We start from the raw sequence: 16,931 nt of genomic DNA, 5'->3' as shown, positions 1-16,931 counted from the left end.
CAGGTCGCTGACAGGTTCGGGCTCCTACCGTGCCGACATGGGCACCAGGACCGCGCCGCCTCCGCCGTCGATCGGGGCGCCGCGTCCTCGTTCGCGGTACGCCGAGGTCTGGGGCGCCGCCCTGCTGCTCACCTGCGCGGGCCTCGGGGTCTCCGCCGTGCTCCAGTCCCCGTTGCGGCCGCTCCTCGCGCTGGTCGTCACGATGGCGGTGTGGGGTGCGCTCGTGGGTGCTCTGGACCCGCAGAGAGCGAGCCGGCGAGGGGGGCCGTCCACGCCGCTGCGGGTGTCGGGCGGTGCGCTGGTCGGGGCGTGCGGGGTGCTCGTCCTGGTCGGCGTCGGCCACGACCCGGCCGCGGGCATGGCGAGCCTCGGGCTCCTCGCGGGAGTGAGCCCCTGGACCCTCAGGTGGATCGCCGGTCGGTGACGACCCGTCCACCCCGCGCCACCAGGGACACGACGTACAGGGGACGGTCCTGCGCCTCGACGTAGACCCGGCCGAGGTAGCTGCCGATCACGCCCATCATGACGAGCTGCAGACCGCTCAGCAGGAACATGCCCACACCCAGGAAGGCCCATCCGGGCACGGCCTGGTCGGGGTCGAGCACCCGGACCCCGAAGACGTAGGCGGCCAGCCCGACGCTGATGAGCGAGACGAGGAGGCCGGCCCGGCTGATCAGCCGCAAGGGAGTGGTGGAGAAGCCGAGGAGGCCGCTGGCCGCGAGCCGCGCCATGGCTCGGAGCGGGTAGCCGGACGTGCCGGTGGTGCGCGCGGCCCGGTCGTAGAGGACGGCCTCCTGCCGGAACCCGATGTGGGCGACGATGCCGCGCAGGAACCGGTCGTGCTCGCGGTAGCGGGCCAGCTCGGCCACGACCCGGCGGTCCATGAGCCTGAAGTCGCCGACGTCGCGCGGGATGGGCACGTCGGAGACCTTGTCCAGCGTCCAGTAGAAGGCCGAGGCGGTGGCGCGCTTGAAGACGCCGTCCTGCCGGCTGAGTCGTTGCGCGTACACGACGTCGACCCCGTGCTCCCACAGCGCCAGCAGCCGCAGGCTGACCGCCGGCGGGTCCTGACCGTCGGTGTCCATGACCACGACGGCATCCGCGTGTGCGCACAGGTCGATCCCTGCGGTGACGGCGACCTGGTGGCCGTGGTTGCGCGACAGCGAGACGACGGTGACGCGGTCGTCGTGCGCGCGGAGCGCCAGCAGCCGCTCCAACGAGGCGTCCCGGCTGCCGTCGTCGATGTAGACGAACTCGAAGGCGAGGTCCGGCCGGCACGAGGTGGCGTCGACGAGGTCGCGGTGGAAGGCGTCGATGCCGTCGGCCTCGTCGAAGACCGGTAGGACGTAGGCAACTGTCCGGGGGAGGTGCTCAGCCATCGAGGGCGCCGCCCCGGAGGCGCAGGCTCGCGAACACGTCGTCGAGCGGGGCGGCTCCGGGCGCCCGGCCCACCTCACGGAACCACTCGGTGCCCAGCACCCGGCGCCGGACCGGCGCCGGCAGTCGCAGGAGCAGGGCGAGGGTCCGGACGCCGTCGTCGCTGGCGACCTGGCTCGCGTGCGCCTCGAGGGCGTCGAGCTTGGCGTCGAGGTGCGGACGTACGTCGACGCGGTGGGTGAGCTCGGCGCGGGGGGTGAAGGACGTCTGGAAGTCGGGCAGGTCGGGCAGCGGGAAGAGGACGGCGCTCAGGCGCAGGAGCCGGCCGACGCGTTCGAGGAGGTCGCGGTCGACGGTCGCCTCGAGCACCACCGGGGTGCGGGCCATGCGGGCGGCGAGGAGCCCGGCCTGGTGGACCTGGACGTGGTCGGGGTGGCCGTACCCACCGGCCGCGTCGTAGGTGGTGAGCACGTCGGCGCGCTCCTCCAGCAGCACCTGGGCCAGCTCCAGGGCGACGTCGTGGGCGTCGAGCTCGGCGAAGGGCACCCGTCCGTCGTCGACCCGCTGACCGGCGACGAGCCCGGAGTCCGGGTGGCCGAGCGACACGACCCGGGCGGCGCCGATGGAGGCGGCGGCGGCGCGGAGCTCGGCCTCGCGGCGGCGGCCGAGCTCGGCCGCGTCGGGGTGTCCCGCCGCGAGGCCGGCCTCGCCGCTGGTGGCGACGACGAGGACGACGCGGTGTCCGTCGGCGACGGCGCGGGCGAGGGTGCCCGCGGTGAGCAGGGCCTCGTCGTCGGGGTGGGCGTGGAAGGAGACGATGGTGAAGCTCATCCGGCGAGCGCCTCCGTGCTGGCCGCGGTGACCCTGGCCGCCGCGTAGAGCTCCTCGTGCCGGGCCAGCGCCTCGGGCCAGCCGAAGGCGGGGCGCACCCGCCGGTTGTGGGCGGCCAGGCGGTCGCGCAGGTCGTGGTCCACGAGGAGGCGGACGAGCTGGGCGGCCAGGTCGTGGTCGTCGCGGGCGAGCAGCCCCTCGCGGCCGTGCCGGATGAAGGTGCCGACGCCGGAGTGGGCGCTGGCCAGGACCGGTACGCCGCTGGCCCGGGCCTCGAGCGCGGCGATGCCGAACGACTCGCGGTGCGCCGGGGCGAGGAAGACGCTCGCCGTCGCCAGCTCGCGCCGGATGGCCGCCCGGTCGAGGGTCCCGGTCAGCCGGACGCGGTCGCCGAGGCGGTGCCGGCGCAGGTGTCGCTCCATGGCGGCACGCTGTGGACCGTCACCGATCACCGTGGCGGAGAAGTCGGTTCGCGCCGCGGCGCCGCGCAGGATGTCCAGCAGCGGCAGCGCTCGCTTGACCCCGGTGAGCCTCATCACGCTCACGACGTGCGGTGGTCCGGGGTGTGGCTGCTCCGGCGCCGGGATCCACTCGTCCAGGTCGACCGCGTTGGGGACCACGTGCACCGGGACGTCCAGCAGCGCCCGCACCGGCGTGGCGGCCCGGTCGCTCACCGCGGCCCACGTCACCGGCCAGCGGCGCATCCCCCACAGCTCGCAGGCCAGCTCGGGCAGTGGCCCGACGTGGGTCCACAGCGAGTGGACCGTGGCGACGGTGGGGACGCCGGCTCGGGAGGCGCGCCGCGCCGAGCCCAGGGCGAACGGCGAGATGATCGAGACGTGCGCCTGCACGACGTCAGGGCAGAGCGAGCGGAGCCAGGCGTCGCCGGGAGCGGCCCGCCACAGCCCCGGTGCGGACTCGCCCGGTGTGGACGTCACGACCGTGACCTCGTGTCCCTGGGCTCGCTGCCGGGCGGCCAGGTCGCGCACGTGCAGCTCGATGCCGCCCAGCCGCGGCAGGTAGCAGTCGGTGACGTGGATGATCCTCACGCCGCCACCGGCCCCGCTGCCCGCTGCCGCCAGGTCCACCCGGCGAGCAGCACGCCGCCGACCGGGATCTCGAGGCCGAAGGTCAGCGCGCGGTAGACGAGCACGCCCGCGGCCACCCCGGCCGGGTCGGCCCCGGGCGCGAGGAGCAGCGCTCCGGCCAACCCGACCTCCACCAGCCCGAGGCCGCCGGGGGTGAGGCCGACGAGGGTGGCCAGCCGCTCGGCGCAGAAGGCGAGCAGGACGACCTCCCACGGGACGCCGGCGCGGGTGACGTACAGGCAGGACTCCAGCAGGGTGAACAGGAGCAGCGTGTACGCCGCCATCCCGAGGCTGAGCCGACCCCAGGCGCCGACGACGACGGCGGCCGCGACCCGGCGCACCTGCTCCACCCTGCGGCCGAGCCGGGCGGTCCAGCGCGGCCGACTGAGGAGCAGGCCGGCGAGCGCCGCCACGACGGGCAGCGCCACCGCGGCGGTCAGGACCACGTGCTCCAGACCGGGGGACACGGGCAGCCCCGTCAGGACGAGCGGCACCAGCAGTGCGGGGAGGACCAGCTTGGCCAGGACGTCCCACAGGTTGCTCACGACGGTGAAGGACGCGAAGCCGGCCGGGCTGAAACCCCACCGTCGGGTCATCTTGTAGTTGAGCGCGATGCCGGCGGCGCCGCCGAGGGGCAGGACGTTGGCCACCGCGCTGCCGGTCAGGCTGAGGAGCAGCGCCCGACGGTGGGTGAGCCCCGGCAGCGCGGCCGTGAGGGCCACGGTGTGCACGGCGAGCCCGGCGGCCCAGAGCACGACCAGCGCCGCGAGGGCACCTGCGGGCACCGAGGACACGGCGGCCGCCACGGCTCGCCACGGCGCCCCGGACACCCGGGGCAGCACGAGGACGAGACACGCAGCGCCGAGGACGACACCGGCGGCGTGCAGGAGGAGCCGCGCGGGGTGGGTGCGTCCGGTCCGCCGCCTCGGGCTGCTCACGCAGGCAGGATGGTCCGCCCCGCCTGCACGCCACCTGACCGCGACAGGCCAGCTCTGGTCAGGTCGTGTGCAGGTCGCCGGCCCGAGGCTGAGGCGTGGCCCTCGCGCGCATCTGGACCGTGACGGCGGCGTTCGTCGCGGTGACGCTCATCCGCTCCGCGGTCGTCGGGATCCCCGTCAAGGACCCGGGCGGGGCGTTCTTCGTGAGTCGGGTGGCTCTGACCGCAGCCCTCTTCGCGGCCTTCGCGCTCCTCGAGGGCTGGCTCCGGTCGCCCCGCGGACGGCGTACGCCGCGCGCCGTGTGGCAGACGGTCCGCAGCCGGTGGCCGCGGCGCCGGCTCGCGGTCGCGTGGTCTGCGCTGCTGGCCTACCACGTGGTCTACCTGAGCTACCACAACCTCAAGAGCTGGGACGTCCTCAACCGGCCTCGTGACGCCCAGCTGTCCGCGGTGGACCGGTGGCTGTTCCGTGGCCACTCGCCGGCCGTGCTCCTGCACGACGTGCTCGGCGAGGGTGTGGCTGCGCACCTCCTGCTCGGGGTGTACGAGGCGTTCCCCACCCTGGTCGTGCTCGTCGTGGCCGGCAGCGTGTTCACGCCGCGCCTCCGGTCGGGGCTGACCGTGCTCGCCTCGCTGATCTGGGTGTGGGTGCTCGGGGTCGCGACGTACTACCTGGTCCCCTCGCTCGGCCCGTTCCACGACCGCCCGCAGGACTTCGCGGGCCTGCCCGAGACCCTCGCGAGTCGGACGCAGGCGCTCTACCTGGCCCAGCGCGCGCACCTGCTGGCCCACCCGCATGCGCACGACGCCTTCGCCCAGGTCTCCGCCTTCGCGAGCCTCCACGTCGGCGTGACGACGGTGATCACGCTGATGGCCGGCCACCTCGGCCTGCGCCGGGTCCACCGGGTGCTGGTGGTCTTCCTGGCGTTGACCAGCGTGGCGACGGTCTACCTCGGCTGGCACTTCGCGGTGGACGTGCCGGCCGGTCTGGCCATCGGCTGGTTCGCGGTGCAGCTGGGCCGGTGGACCTCAGGCGGCGAGAGCGCCGACGGCCAGGGCCACGACGACGACCACGGCGAGCGCCAACCGGTAGCCGATGAAGGCGGAGAACGAGTGCCGCGCCACGAACCGCAGCAGCCACGCGATGCTCGCCAGTGACACCGCGAAGGCGACGGCGATGCCGAGGAGGAGCGGCCCGGCGGCACCCGCACCGGCCGCGTCCTTGAGCTCGTACAGCCCGGCGCCGGTCAGGGCCGGAACGGAGAACAGGAAGGACAGCCTCGTGGCGCGGACCCGGTCGAGCCCGAGCAGCAGTCCGGTGGAGATGCTCGCACCGGACCGCGAGAACCCCGGGAGGAGCAGCGCCAGGATCTGGCTGCTCCCGATGAGCAGGGCGTCGCGGACGCCCACGTCATCGCGTCGGGGAGCGCGCGCGGCGCGCCGGTCGGCCGCCGCCATGTAGAGCGAGCCCAGCACCAGGGAGGCCGCCACCACCCACAGGGAGGCCAACGGTCCCTCGATGAGCGGCTTGGCCAGGATCCCGACGGCGGCGAGCGGGATCGTCGCCAGCACGATCCACCAGGCGAGCCTGAACTCCTCCGTGCTGCGGGTCGGGGCGTGCACCAGGCCGCGGAGGCCGGCGACGGTGAGCGTGGCCAGGTCGCGGACGAAGTACACGAGGACCGCGGCGATCGCCCCGGTCTGGATGAGCGCGGTGTACGCCACGACCGCGTCGTCGCCGACGGGCAGGCCCAGCAGTGACTCGGTCAGCTTCAGGTGCGCCGTGGAGGAGACCGGCAGGAACTCGGTCAGCCCCTCGACCGTTCCGAGCAGGACCGCCTGCCACGTGTCGATGCTGGTCACGGCTGGGCTCCCCGGAGGTGGTCGACGACGGCAGGGCGGACCCGCTCCAGCCGAGTTGTGTGGAGCAGGCCCGCCAGCCGGAGCGTGTCACGCTCAACCTGCCGACAACCTGACCGGCACTCAGCGTCGCGGCAGCGTGACCTCGAACCTCGCGCCGGTGCTGCTGGGGGCGAGTGTGATGTCGCCGCCGAAGGAGCGTGCCACCCGTCGGGCGATTCCGAGACCCAGCCCCGCACCGCCGGCGCCGTGGGTGACGCCGGGCTCGAAGAGGTGCTCGCGCACGTCTGGGGAGACGCCCTCGCCGTCGTCGGCCACCGCGAGCAGGACGTGGTCGGGGTGGTCGACCGCGTCGAGGACGACCCGTCCGCGCGCGTGGCGCACCGCGTTGTCGACGACCGGCGACACCGCACGCACCACGAGCGCAGCCGGGGCGGCGATGCGCGCCGAGGAAGCCGCGGTCCGGTCCTCGACGACCGCGCGTCCGCCGACCGCCGCCTGCAGCGCGGGCGCGACCTCCGCCACCAGGCAGGTCTGGTCCCGGCCAGCGGCGGTGCCGTCGCGAGCGATGTCCAGCAGGGTCGCGATGACCCCCGCCATCTCGCGCGCGGAGGCCGAGATCTGCTCGAACTCCTGGCGCGCGTCCTCGTCGTCGACCCCGCGGAGCAGGGCCAGGTCCGCCGAGCCCTGGATGGCGGTCAACGGCGTGCGCAGCTCGTGGGCCAGCTCGGAGGTCAGCCGCTGCTCGGACAAGATGGCGGAGGCGACCCGGTCCAGCAGCAGGTCGAGCGTTGCGCCCAGCTCGCCGAGCTCGTCGTGCGGAGGGCCGAGGGCGAAGCGGTGGGTGAGGTCGTGCTCGCTCCACTCCGAGGCGCGCTGCGCCATCTGGGTGACCGGCCGGAGCGCCTGCTTGGTGACCCGCAGCGCGATGACTGCGGCGCCCGCGGTGACGAGCACGCCGAGCACGATGGTGGCCAGCAGGGCGTAGAACTCCGAGCGCTCGTACGGCGCCGTCTCCTGGCTGACGACGAGGACACCGTCCTCGCCGCTCGGGGTGGTGAACGGCGTGCCGAGGAGCCGCTCCTCGTCCGAGGGCCCGTCGACCGTGCGGGGTAAGTCGGTCGTGGCGAGGTCCCGGGCGGTGTCGCGCACGTCGTGCTCCACCGAGCCGGCCACGAGCCGGCCGTCGGCGTCGAAGACCTGCATCCCCGGCTCGAGGGTGTCCGGAGGAATGATGAGCCGGTCGCCCGAGGCCTGCTGGATGACCTTCACCGTGGCCTCGGAGCGGTCCGCCAGCACTTGGCGGATGTCGCGCTGCGCAGTCCAGGCCAGGACCAGCTGCAGGCCGAAGCCGGCGACGAGCATCGCAGCAGCCATCAGCGCGACCGTCGTCAGCACGATCTTGCCGCGGAAGGAGCGGGGCGCGAGACGACGCAGTCCCGTCGCCACTCGCCCGCCCCCGTCCTCGACGTCCATCACCGCAGTGTGTAGCCCACTCCACGCACCGTGGCGAGCTCCAGCGGCGAGTCGACCTCGCGCAGCTTGACGCGGATCCGACGGATGTAGGAGTCGACGGTGTTGTCGCTGACCATGCCGCCGTTGGGCCAAGCCGCCGCGACCACCGCCCGTCGTCGTACGACCTCGCCGGGGCGCGAGGTGATCGCGGCGAGCATCCGGAACTCGGTGGGGGTGAGCAGCGACTCCTTGTGGTTGCAGGCGACCGAGTGCCGCGCGGGATCGAGGACGAGATCGGTCGGCGCCTCGGCGACGACGAGTCGGCCCCGCTTCGCCAGGGCCTCGACGCGGGCGATGAGCTCCAGCACGTCGAAGGGCTTGGACAGGTAGTCGTCCGCCCCGGCGCTGAAGCCGGCGAGCCGCTCGTGCACGGCGCCGAGGGCGGTCAGGAACAGCACCGGGGCGGGCTGCCCGGCCGACCGGAGCGCCTGGCAGACGTCGCGGCCGTCGGCGTCGGGCAGCCCGATGTCCAGGATGATCACGTCGAGGGCGTCGTCGTCGGTGAAGAGCCGGAGCGCCTCGCCGCCGTCGTGGGCGTTGACCACCTCGTGGCCCGCGATCCGCATCGCGTCGTTCACCACGCGGCGGATGGCGAACTCGTCCTCGCACAGTCCCACACGTGCCATGTCGTCCCTCGTTCCGGTCGAGCGGGTCGTCACCGTCACGGTGCCGCGCCGAACCTGTCAGCAACCTGACTGGAGCCCGTCCCCGAGTCTGCCTCGTGGTCAGGTGTGGTGCAGGTGGGCCGCCGGATCCTGCAGAGCGTGAACACCGGAGGGGTCTTCGTCGTGTCGGGCAGCTACGGGGCCGGCCACGACGCTGCCGCCGACGCCCTGACCCAGCGGTTGCGCTCAGCCGGTCACCGCGTACGCCGTCTCGACGTGGCCGAGGAGCTGCCGTGGCGGATCGGCGCGCTGCTGCGCTGGCTCTACTTCATCCAGCTGCGGCTCCTGCCGGGCAGCTGGGGCTCCACCCTGCGCTTCCTGCAGCGCGACGGGTGGCCGCTCCGCCTGGTCCGCTGTCTGCTGGGGCTGCTCGGCCGTGGGCTGGCCGCGCAGGTCGCCGACGCGACGCTGGTGGTCTCGACCCACCCGTTCGCGAGCCAGGCTCTCGGGGAGGCCCGGGCGCGAGGTGCGCTCGACGTCCCGGTCGTCACCTACCTCACCGACGCCTCGGTGCACCGGCTCTGGGTGCACGGAGCGGTGGACCTGCACCTGGCCATCCACGAACTGACCGCCGGTCAGGCCCGCGCCCTGGGCGGCCGGACGGCCGTCGTCCGGCCGGTCGTGGCCGCAGTCGGCGTCCCGAGCCCTCTCGACTGGCTCGCCCCCTGGCCGGTCGACCGCCCGGCTGCCCTGGTCGTCGGCGGCTCCTGCGGCGTCGGAGACCTCCACCAGACCGCGGAGGACCTGCTGGCCACCGGGCTGGTCACACCCGTCGTCGCCTGCGGCAGCAACGACCGGCTCCGTGCGCAGCTCCGGGACGTGCCGGGCATCGTCGCCCTGGGGTGGCGCGACGACATGGCCGCTCTCGTCGCCGCTGCGTCGTGCGTGGTGCAGAACGCCGGCGGCATGACGTCGCTCGAGGCGCTGGCCGCGGGCACCCCGACGATCACCTACCGGCCGATCCCGGGTCACGGCACGACCAACGCGGAGGTCCTGCACCGTGCCGGGCTGGTGCCGTGGGCCTCGGACCCTGCCGACCTCCCGGGGGTGGTGGCCCGCGCACTCCTCCGATCGGCGCCGTCCGGGCTGCCGGCCGGCGCGCCCGACGTGCTGGAGACCCTCGAGCGCCACGCCCTGGTCGCGCCTACCCCGGCCCTGGTGGCGGCATGACCGGCCGACTCTCGGGCGTCTCGGAGCTCGCGCACGTCGCGCTGACCTACGACGACGGACCCGACCCGAGGTCGACGCCGGCGTTCCTGGCCCTGCTCGACCGGTACGCCGTGCGCGCGACCTTCTTCGTGCTCGGCCGGCACCTGGGTGACCTGACGCTCCTGAGGGACATGGCGGCGACCGGTCACGAGATCGGTGTCCACGGGTGGGACCACCGCCCGGCCGCCCTCCACGGGCCGGTCGCGCTGCGCGACGGACTGGTGCGCACCCGCGACCTCGTCGAGGACGCGACCGGCCACGCCGTGAGGTGGTACCGCCCGCCGTACGGCGTGACGACCGGCTCGCGCTGGGCGGCCAGCAGGGCCGGGCTGCAGACGGTGCGCTGGTCGGCCTGGGGCCGGGACTGGGAGCGCCGCGCCACCGCGGCGTCGGTCACCCGGCTGGTGACCGCGCAGCTGCGGCCCGGCGGCTGCGTCCTGCTGCACGACTCCGACCGCACGTCGGCACCCGGCTCGTGGCGGGCCACCCTGGGCGCCACCGAACGGCTGCTGCCCCACTGGCTCGCGTCCGGTCTCCGCGTCGGTCCACTCGCCGAGCACTGGTCGTGACCGCGCGCCTGTCCTGGCTCGCCGCGGCGGCGGCCGCCCTCGCCTGGCTGCCGTTCGTCACCAAGCCGCTCAGCCCCGACGAGGGCGGCTTCCTGCTCGTCGCCTCTCAGTGGCACCCGGGCCGGTCCCTCTACGGCCCGTACTGGGTCGATCGGCCACCCCTGCTGCTCACCGTCTTCGACCTCGCCGCTCACCTCGGAGGAGCAGTCGCGCTCCGGCTGATCGGCGTGCTCGCTGTCGTCGCCTCGGTCCTGCTGGCCGACCTGCTCGGCCGCAGGGCCGCGCCGCGCCGCTCGCTCACGCCCGCTGTCGTCGCTGCCGCATTCCTGTCCACACCGCTGTTCGGGACGACGATGGTCAACGGCGAGCTGCTCGCCGTGCCGCTGGTCCTGAGCGGGCTCGTCGCGCTCGTGCGGTCATGGACCGCCACGGGAGCGTCCGCCCTGGGCTGGGGTGCGGTAGCGGGCGTGACCGCAGCCGCCGCCGCACTGGTCAAGCAGAACGTCGTCGACGTGTTCGTCGTGGCCGCGGCCCTGGCCGTCCAGGCGCTGTGGGCACGGCAGGGCCGCCGGGCGGGTGCGCTCGTGGCGGGTGTGGTGCTGGGCGCGGCGGCCGCTCTCGTGGCGTGCCTGCTCTGGGCCGAAGTCCGCGGCACCGAGCCGGTCCGGCTGTGGGACGCCGTCGTCACCTTCCGGACCCAGGCGGACGCGGTCATCCGCCGTTCCGCCAACGGCGCCACCTCCGGACGGTTCCGCGAGCTCCTCGGGGCGGCCGCGCTGAGCGGAGCCCCGCTGGTCCTGGTCGTGCTGGCCCTCCGTGTGCGGCGGCCTCCGGAAGCCGCCGGGCGGCCGGACCTCCGCGTCCCGGCGGCCGTCCTGATCGGGTGGGAGCTGATCGGCATCGCCGGGGGTGGCAGCTACTGGCTGCACTACCTCATCGGCCTGGTGCCTGGGCTCGTGCTCCTGGCCGCGGCTGCTGCGCAGCGTCCCCCGGACCTGCGCCGCACCACCGCGGTCGCGGTCGCGCTCGCGGTCGCGTCCGCTTCCGTGGCCACCGTCACCTTCGCGGCCACCGAGCCGACGTACTCCACCGACCTCGCGGTCGCGACGTACCTGCGGGACCACAGCCGGCCCCGCGACACGGTCGTGGTCGGCTTCGGCCACCCCGACATCGTCTACGACTCGGGGCTGCGCAGCCCCTACGAGGAGCTGTGGAGCCTGCCCGTGCGTGTGCGCGACCCGCGCCTGACCGAGCTCACCCACGTGCTCGATGGTCGTCGGGCGCCGACGTGGGTGGTCGTCGACGGAACCTCGCTGGCGACCTGGGGTGTGGACGCCTCCACCGCGCAGACCGTGCTGGACACCCGCTACGCGCCGGCCACCACCATCGGGTCCTACGTCGTCTGGCGGCTCCACGCAGTCAGGTGAGCGGCAGGTCTCGACTCCTAGCGTCGCCAGCATGATCGACGTCTCGGGCACCCTCAGCGGGCTGGGTGGCCCTCTCAGCCTCCTCGTGATCGTGGTGATCGTCTTCGCCGAGACCGGGCTCCTGGCCGGCTTCTTCCTGCCCGGGGACTCGCTGCTCTTCACCGCCGGCGTGCTGCTCGCCGGAGGCGTCCTGCACCTGCCGTTCGCGCTGGTCGCGCTCGGCGTGGTGGTGGCGGCCTTCGCCGGGGACCAGGTCGGCTACCTCATCGGCCGCACGGCCGGCCCCCGTCTGTTCGCTCGACCGGACTCCCGGCTCTTCTCGCGCCGGCACGCCCTCCGGGCGCACGACTTCTTCCTGCGCCACGGACCCAAGGCGGTGGTGCTGGCCCGGTTCGTGCCCATCGTGCGGACCTTCACCCCCACCGTCGCGGGGGTCGGGGCCATGCCGTACCGCCGCTTCACGGCGTACAACGCCCTCGGTGCGGCGCTGTGGGGAGTCGGCATGCTCACCGCTGGCCACCTGCTCGGCGGGGTCCCGTTCGTGGCCGCGCACGTGGAGGTCATGACCCTGGCGGTCGTCGCGCTCTCCCTGGTCCCCGCTGCCGCCTCGGTGCTCCGGGCCCGGCGGACGCAGGTGCCGCAGGACGACGACGCCCCGGCCAGCGAGCTGTCCGGGGCGCCGAAGCCTTGAGTGGGAGGGGCTACTGCGAGCCTTCCGACCCCTCCGTGTCCGAAGCGTCCTGGTGGCCCGGCTCGTTCGGGTTCGCGTCGGGTCCGGTGTCGGTCGCGTCGTCGTTGGTCTCGCCGTCGGCCTGGTCGTCGCCGGGGTCCTCGGCCCCCTCGTTGGCCTCGTTCGACTCGTTCTCCTGCGCGTCGGGGACCTCGCCGTCGCCGTCGGACTTCTCCGTCGTCTGGCTCGACCCGTGGCGTCCGCTCGAGCCGCCGTCGGCGTGGGCACTGACCACGCCGCCGATCCCGAGCGCTCCGACGATCGAGGCAGCCGCGATCACGGCCGCGTTGCGGCGCAACCGGCTGGTCACGTTGAGCTTCATGGAACCTCCTGTGGTGGTGGTGGAACGTGTCCACGGTGACGCGAGAAGGCTGTGGTCCCGCTGAGACCGGCTGAGAGCACTCACAGGCGTGACTCGGGGGCGACGTCCTGATGCGGGTGCTGCTGGTGGAGGACGTCGAGGCGATGGCGCAGGCGGTCAAGCGGGGGCTGGAAGCCGAGGGGATGCTGACCGACGTGGTCGGTGACGGCCGCGCTGGGCTCGACCACGCGCTGACGGGTGACTACGACGCGGTGGTCCTCGACATCATGCTGCCGGGGATGAACGGCTACGACGTGTGCCGTGAGATGCGGGCGGCCGGTCGGTGGACGCCGGTGCTCGTGCTCAGCGCCAAGGACGGGGAGTACGACCAGCTCGACGCCTTCGACCTCGGCGCGGACGACTACCTGGTCAAGCCGTTCTCGTTCCCCCTGCTCGTGGCCAGGCTGCGAGCTCTCATCCGACGCGGCGGTGTGCCCCGGCCGGCCACCCTCACGGCGGGAGACCTCACCCTCGACCCCGCGACCCGCGAGGTCCGTCGCGGCAGCGTGCCCATCGAGCTCACCCCGCGCGAGTACGGGCTGCTCCACCACCTCATGCGCCACCGCGGGATGGTCGTCTCGAAGCTCGACATCCTCCAGAACGTCTGGGACTCCCAGCACGACGGGACCGACGCGGGCGAGAACGCGGTCGAGGTCTACATCGGCTACCTGCGCCGCAAGGTCGACGTGCCCTTCGACCGCACCGCGATCCAGACCGTCCGCGGAGCCGGCTACCGGCTCGCGGCGGACGGGGGCTGAGGGGTGCGGAGGGGCTGGTCGGTGCGAGCCCGGGCGACCGCGGCTGCGACCGTGGTGCTGGCCCCCGTGCTCGCCGCGGCCGGGGTCGGCGGCGTCTGGATCCAGCGCGAGGACGTGACCACCGGTGTCGCGTCCCTCACCGAGGATCGCGCCCGCACCCTGGCCGCCGACCTGCCCGACCAGGGAGCCCCGGCGGACCTGGCCGGTACGGAGGAGGTCGTCCAGATCATCTCCTCGACGACGGGTGAGGTCCTGGTCGCGACGTCGGAGGCCGGTGCCGAGCCGCTGCTGCCGGCGCCGACGGGCGCGGAACCCGTGCACCGGGTGATCTCGGGCGGGGTCGGAGGGGAGCCGGACCGGTACGCAGCGGTCGCTCTCCGCGCGGGCCGGGGCTCGACGTACGTCGTGGTGGCGCGGAGTCTGGAGTCGGTCGACGCGGCGACCGCGTCGACGACCGGCATCCTCCTGGTTGGTGGCCTGCTGGTGCTGGTCACCGCGGCCGGGTTGGTGTGGCTGGCGACCGGGAGGGCGCTGTCGCCCGTCGAGGCGATGCGCCGCCGGGCCGCGTCGCTGTCCGCCGACGACCTCGGCGCGCGGCTGCCCGTTCCCGTCGGAGGGGACGAGGTGGCCCGACTGGCCTCGACCCTGAACGAGCTGCTCGACCGCGTCGAGGACTCGACCCGCAGCCGGCGCCGGTTCGTGGCCGACGCCTCGCACGAGCTGCGCAGCCCCGTCGCCACGATCCGTGCCCTCCTCGAGTCCGACCGGGTGGCCGCCCACCCCGGCGGGCCGGCCGGGCTCTCGACGGAGGTGCTGGAGGAGACCGCGCGCCTCGCCGCCCTCATCGACGACCTCCTGCTCCTCGCGCGAGGAGACGCGAGTCGGCCCAGGGACCACGGGCCCGTCGACCTCAGCCGCCTCGTCACCAGCGAGGCCCGGCGCGCCCGCACCGTCCCGTTCGAGACCGACGTCGAGCCGGGGCTCCGGGTCGTGGGCGACCCGGCCCTGCTGCGAGCCGTCGTCCGGAACCTCCTGGACAACGCCGAGCGCTTCGCCACGGCCGGCGTTGTGGTGGCGGCCCACCGCCAGGGGGCGGAGGTGGTGGTCGAGGTGGTGGACGACGGACCCGGCGTACCCCCGGCCGACCGCGACCGCATCTTCGAGCGGTTCGTGCGCCTCGACGACAGCCGGAGCAGAGCGGCTGGGGGCACGGGCTTGGGGCTGGCGATCGTCCGCCAGGTCGTGTCCGACCACGGCGGCACGGTGACGGTGGGGCCCGCTGCCACCGCCGGCGCCCGCTTCGTGGTGCGGCTCCCCGTCGCCCCGCCCGTGGGCACGGACGCCGCGCAGCCGTGACGGGACTCCGACCCGCGGTCCTCGGCGGTCGCCGGGCTCAGTCGGACCCGGCCTCGACGGTGAACACCGACGAGACGCCCTCGCCCGCCATCCCCGGCTTGCACGACGCCGTGTAGGTGCCCTCCTCGAGCGCGACGACGAGGTCGCGGGACAGACCGGGGCCGACGTTCTCCACCTCGCCCAGGACCTGGCCCCCCGTCTCGTCCAGCACGTAGAACTCGGTGACCTCGGCGCCCTCGTTGCTGACGGTGAAGGTGAGCGTCCCGGCCGGGGCGCTGTCGGCGGACAGGTCGCAGCCGTCCTCGGTCGAGGTCACCGCGACCGCACGAGGGGCGGCGCCGCCGGCCGACGGACCCGGGTCGCTCTGCGTGCAGCCACCGGCCGCGAGGACCAGCCCGACCACGGTGACGGCCGTGCCCACCCACCTCATCGCACGGCGGCGGCGGGGGCCGCCGCGATCTGGCGGCGCCGGACGCCCCGCACGAACAGCACGACCACCGGCGCGGCGTACAGGATCCAGGTGGCGGCCTCGAGTCGGGTCGTGGCGGGGGAGAAGTTCAGGACGCCCTTGAGGACCGTGGCGTACCAGGTGCCGGGAACGACGGTGTCCGACACGTCGAACGCCATGCTCGTGAGCCCCGGGAGGAACCCGCCCTCCTGGAGGTCGTGGACGCCGTAGGACAAGACGCCGGCCGCGACGATGATCAGGAACCCGCCGGTCCAGGCGAAGAACGTGCTGAGGTTGATGCGGACCGCACCCCGGTAGAGCAGCCAGCCGAGGACCACGGCCGTGGCGAGGCCGAGCGCTGCTCCGACGAGCGGTTGCCACGTCGGTGCCGCCAGGCCGCTCGCCTCCCTGGTCCCCGCCTGGGTGGCCGCCCACAGGAACAGCGCGGTCTCGAGGCCCTCCCGGCCCACCGCGAGGACGCCCACGAGCACCAGCGACCAGGCGCTCCCTCCGGCGGCGTCGTCGATCTTGCCGCGGAGGTCGGCCCCGAGCCCTCGAGCGGCGCGCGCCATCCAGAAGATCATCCACGTGACGAACCCGACCGCGACGATGGACAGGACGCCGCCGATCAGCTCCTGGGCCTCGAAGGTCAGCCCCCGGGGGCCGAAGGTCAGGGCGGCCCCGAAGGCGAGGCTGATCGCGACGGCGACGGCCACGCCGCTCCAGATCCGGGGGAGCAGCTCGCGCCGGCCCGTCTTGACCAGGTAGGCGACGAGGATCGTCACGACCAGGGCGCACTCGAGCCCCTCGCGCAGTCCGATCAGGTAGTTCGCGAGCACGGTGGAGCCTTTCCAGGTGAGGTGAGCCTCACCTTGCTCGATCACCGGGAGCGAGATCAACCGGGCCCGCGAACTGTGCAGGTGGCGTGCAGGAACGGTGCAGGTGGTGCGAGGCGGTCAGGTGGTGTGCAGGCGGCGCGGTGCACCGTCGACGTCGTGGACCTCATCGTCATCCCGACCTACAACGAGGCGGAGAACGTCGTCGATCTCGTGGACCAGCTCCTGGGAGAGCTGCCCCGGGGAACAGCGCACGTGCTGGTGGTCGACGACAGCAGCCCCGACGGCACGGGGGAGCTGATCACCGCCCATCCGTTCTACGGCGACACGCTCCACCTCGAGACCCGCGAGGTGAAGGACGGGCTCGGCAACGCCTACCGGCACGGGTTCCGGTGGGCGCACGAGCGCGGCTACGACCGCGTCGTCCAGATGGACGCGGACGGCTCGCACGACCCCACGTCGGTGCGCCGCCTCCTCGCCGCGCTCGACGAGGCCGACATCGCGGTCGGCTCGAGGTACGTCGCGGGTGGCGTGACCAGGGACTGGCCCTGGTACCGGGAGCTGATCTCACGCGGCGGCAACCTCTACGTGCGGGCGCTCCTCGGGCTGCCCGTCCGCGATGCGACGTCCGGCTTCCGCGCCTACCGCTCGGCCGCCCTCGCCTCCCTCGTCACCTCCGGCGGGCAGGCGAACGGCTACAGCTCCCAGGTCGAGTCCACCTGGCGCGCCGTGGGCGCGGGGTTCGCAGTCCGCGAGGTGCCGATCACCTTCACCGAGCGACGGAGAGGGAGGTCGAAGATGGGCGTCGGCATCGTCGTGGAGGCGATGTGGCGGGTGCTGCGCTGGCGCTTCTCCGACCGCCTGGAGCGCCCGCTGGTCGAGTCCACGTGACACCTCGCCAGCCCGCCGGAGCTCGGCGACCTTGGGCTCACGGGCCCGGAGGACGTTCAGCGGGCGTTCAGCG

Annotated in this window: 18 protein-coding genes and 1 pseudogene; 9 read left to right on the top strand and 10 right to left on the bottom strand. The window is 74.1% G+C overall.

Annotated features, from left to right (window positions below; translation table 11 throughout):
• Positions 1 to 37 precede the first annotated feature (37 nt).
• A complete protein-coding gene (locus G5V58_RS13595) occupies positions 38 to 424 on the top strand; it encodes a hypothetical protein (RefSeq protein ID WP_165233577.1) in 387 nt (128 codons plus the stop codon).
• Here the strand turns inward: G5V58_RS13595 and G5V58_RS13590 are convergent.
• Genes G5V58_RS13590 through G5V58_RS13575 form a run of 4 tightly spaced genes read right to left on the bottom strand, consistent with a single transcriptional unit; the run spans position 402 to position 4,234 of the window.
• A complete protein-coding gene (locus tag G5V58_RS13590) occupies positions 402 to 1,379 on the bottom strand; it encodes a glycosyltransferase family 2 protein (RefSeq protein WP_165233574.1) in 978 nt (325 codons plus the stop codon). The genes G5V58_RS13595 and G5V58_RS13590 overlap by 23 nt on opposite strands.
• A complete protein-coding gene (locus G5V58_RS13585; RefSeq protein ID WP_165233571.1) occupies positions 1,372 to 2,208 on the bottom strand; it encodes a PIG-L deacetylase family protein in 837 nt (278 codons plus the stop codon). Before G5V58_RS13585 ends, G5V58_RS13590 begins: the two co-directional genes overlap by 8 nt.
• Positions 2,205 to 3,257 carry a glycosyltransferase family 4 protein gene (locus G5V58_RS13580; RefSeq protein WP_165233568.1) on the bottom strand — a complete coding sequence of 351 codons (1,053 nt, stop codon included), beginning with the start codon at positions 3,255 to 3,257 and terminating at the stop codon, positions 2,205 to 2,207. The genes G5V58_RS13585 and G5V58_RS13580 overlap by 4 nt, the downstream gene beginning before the upstream one ends.
• Positions 3,254 to 4,234, bottom strand: a complete 981-nt coding sequence (locus tag G5V58_RS13575; RefSeq protein ID WP_165233565.1) for a lysylphosphatidylglycerol synthase transmembrane domain-containing protein — start codon at positions 4,232 to 4,234, stop codon at positions 3,254 to 3,256. Before G5V58_RS13575 ends, G5V58_RS13580 begins: the two co-directional genes overlap by 4 nt.
• A 95-nt stretch (positions 4,235 to 4,329) precedes the next feature.
• On the opposite strand from G5V58_RS13575, the gene G5V58_RS13570 reads away from it, so the two are divergent.
• Entirely contained in the window at positions 4,330 to 5,391 is a 1,062-nt protein-coding gene (locus tag G5V58_RS13570; RefSeq protein WP_230486617.1) for a phosphatase PAP2 family protein, read from the top strand.
• Here G5V58_RS13570 and G5V58_RS13565 read toward each other — a convergent pair.
• From G5V58_RS13565 to G5V58_RS13555, 3 genes and pseudogenes are all read right to left on the bottom strand, one after another.
• Positions 5,326 to 6,096: pseudogene (locus G5V58_RS13565) on the bottom strand (undecaprenyl-diphosphate phosphatase); the annotation flags it as partial. The gene G5V58_RS13570 and the pseudogene G5V58_RS13565 sit on opposite strands and share 66 nt — an antisense overlap.
• Before the next feature lie 120 nt (positions 6,097 to 6,216).
• The gene (locus G5V58_RS13560; protein WP_165233559.1) at positions 6,217 to 7,569 is read right to left on the bottom strand and encodes a sensor histidine kinase; all 1,353 of its coding nucleotides are present in this window, start codon (positions 7,567 to 7,569) and stop codon (positions 6,217 to 6,219) included.
• Positions 7,569 to 8,234, bottom strand: a complete 666-nt coding sequence (locus tag G5V58_RS13555; RefSeq protein WP_165233556.1) for a response regulator transcription factor — start codon at positions 8,232 to 8,234, stop codon at positions 7,569 to 7,571. Before G5V58_RS13555 ends, G5V58_RS13560 begins: the two co-directional genes overlap by 1 nt.
• 138 nt (positions 8,235 to 8,372) lie before the next feature.
• Here G5V58_RS13555 and G5V58_RS13550 point away from each other — a divergent pair, with 138 nt between their 5' ends.
• From G5V58_RS13550 to G5V58_RS13535, 4 genes are read left to right on the top strand one after another with little or no spacing between them, the layout of a single operon-like run.
• A complete protein-coding gene (locus G5V58_RS13550) occupies positions 8,373 to 9,443 on the top strand; it encodes an MGDG synthase family glycosyltransferase (RefSeq protein ID WP_230486616.1) in 1,071 nt (356 codons plus the stop codon).
• A complete protein-coding gene (locus G5V58_RS13545; RefSeq protein ID WP_165233553.1) occupies positions 9,440 to 10,051 on the top strand; it encodes a polysaccharide deacetylase family protein in 612 nt (203 codons plus the stop codon). The genes G5V58_RS13550 and G5V58_RS13545 overlap by 4 nt, the downstream gene beginning before the upstream one ends.
• The gene (locus tag G5V58_RS13540; RefSeq protein ID WP_165233550.1) at positions 10,048 to 11,478 is read left to right on the top strand and encodes a glycosyltransferase family 39 protein; all 1,431 of its coding nucleotides are present in this window, start codon (positions 10,048 to 10,050) and stop codon (positions 11,476 to 11,478) included. The genes G5V58_RS13545 and G5V58_RS13540 overlap by 4 nt, the downstream gene beginning before the upstream one ends.
• A gap of 31 nt (positions 11,479 to 11,509) precedes the next feature.
• Positions 11,510 to 12,169 carry a VTT domain-containing protein gene (locus G5V58_RS13535; RefSeq protein WP_165233546.1) on the top strand — a complete coding sequence of 220 codons (660 nt, stop codon included), beginning with the start codon at positions 11,510 to 11,512 and terminating at the stop codon, positions 12,167 to 12,169.
• Between the two features lie 10 nt (positions 12,170 to 12,179).
• Here the strand turns inward: G5V58_RS13535 and G5V58_RS13530 are convergent, their stop codons facing one another.
• Entirely contained in the window at positions 12,180 to 12,530 is a 351-nt protein-coding gene (locus G5V58_RS13530) for a hypothetical protein (RefSeq protein WP_165233543.1), read from the bottom strand.
• Positions 12,531 to 12,640: 110 nt separating this feature from the next.
• Here G5V58_RS13530 and G5V58_RS13525 point away from each other — a divergent pair, with 110 nt between their 5' ends.
• Positions 12,641 to 13,327 (top strand): response regulator transcription factor, encoded by a 687-nt coding sequence (locus G5V58_RS13525; RefSeq protein ID WP_165233540.1) that lies wholly within the window; start codon positions 12,641 to 12,643, stop codon positions 13,325 to 13,327.
• A 549-nt stretch (positions 13,328 to 13,876) separates the two neighbouring features.
• Positions 13,877 to 14,683: a HAMP domain-containing sensor histidine kinase gene (locus tag G5V58_RS26735; RefSeq protein ID WP_407939755.1), complete on the top strand. Its 807-nt coding sequence runs from the start codon at positions 13,877 to 13,879 to the stop codon at positions 14,681 to 14,683.
• A gap of 37 nt (positions 14,684 to 14,720) precedes the next feature.
• Here the strand turns inward: G5V58_RS26735 and G5V58_RS13515 are convergent, their stop codons facing one another.
• Together G5V58_RS13515 and efeU are read right to left on the bottom strand one after the other, a co-directional pair.
• Positions 14,721 to 15,104, bottom strand: coding sequence for a cupredoxin domain-containing protein (locus G5V58_RS13515; protein WP_230486615.1), 384 nt, complete (start codon positions 15,102 to 15,104; stop codon positions 14,721 to 14,723).
• A gap of 5 nt (positions 15,105 to 15,109) precedes the next feature.
• Positions 15,110 to 15,970, bottom strand: a complete 861-nt coding sequence (gene efeU, locus G5V58_RS13510; RefSeq protein ID WP_165233531.1) for an iron uptake transporter permease EfeU — start codon at positions 15,968 to 15,970, stop codon at positions 15,110 to 15,112.
• Between the two features lie 156 nt (positions 15,971 to 16,126).
• Between efeU and G5V58_RS13505 the strand changes: the two genes are divergently transcribed.
• Entirely contained in the window at positions 16,127 to 16,858 is a 732-nt protein-coding gene (locus G5V58_RS13505) for a polyprenol monophosphomannose synthase (protein ID WP_230486614.1), read from the top strand.
• Positions 16,859 to 16,931: the final 73 nt, after the last annotated feature.

Origin of the sequence: Nocardioides anomalus, from assembly GCF_011046535.1 — a bacterium.
Classification (GTDB): Bacteria; Actinomycetota; Actinomycetes; order Propionibacteriales; family Nocardioidaceae; genus Nocardioides; species Nocardioides anomalus.
Note: the sequence above shows the minus strand (reverse complement) of the source record. Positions and strands in the feature narration are given on the sequence as shown.

Excerpts from the sequence above, each read along its gene's own strand:
- G5V58_RS13595 (WP_165233577.1), top strand. The coding sequence starts at position 38 with ATGGGCACCAGGACCGCGCCGCCTCCGCCGTCGATCGGGGCGCCGCGT.
- G5V58_RS13590 (WP_165233574.1), bottom strand. The coding sequence starts at position 1,379 with ATGGCTGAGCACCTCCCCCGGACAGTTGCCTACGTCCTACCGGTCTTC.
- G5V58_RS13585 (WP_165233571.1), bottom strand. The coding sequence starts at position 2,208 with ATGAGCTTCACCATCGTCTCCTTCCACGCCCACCCCGACGACGAGGCC.
- G5V58_RS13560 (WP_165233559.1), bottom strand. The coding sequence starts at position 7,569 with ATGGACGTCGAGGACGGGGGCGGGCGAGTGGCGACGGGACTGCGTCGT.
- G5V58_RS13555 (WP_165233556.1), bottom strand. The coding sequence starts at position 8,234 with ATGGCACGTGTGGGACTGTGCGAGGACGAGTTCGCCATCCGCCGCGTG.
- G5V58_RS13545 (WP_165233553.1), top strand. The coding sequence starts at position 9,440 with ATGACCGGCCGACTCTCGGGCGTCTCGGAGCTCGCGCACGTCGCGCTG.
- G5V58_RS13535 (WP_165233546.1), top strand. The coding sequence starts at position 11,510 with ATGATCGACGTCTCGGGCACCCTCAGCGGGCTGGGTGGCCCTCTCAGC.
- G5V58_RS13530 (WP_165233543.1), bottom strand. The coding sequence starts at position 12,530 with ATGAAGCTCAACGTGACCAGCCGGTTGCGCCGCAACGCGGCCGTGATC.
- G5V58_RS13525 (WP_165233540.1), top strand. The coding sequence starts at position 12,641 with ATGCGGGTGCTGCTGGTGGAGGACGTCGAGGCGATGGCGCAGGCGGTC.
- G5V58_RS26735 (WP_407939755.1), top strand. The coding sequence starts at position 13,877 with ATGCGCCGCCGGGCCGCGTCGCTGTCCGCCGACGACCTCGGCGCGCGG.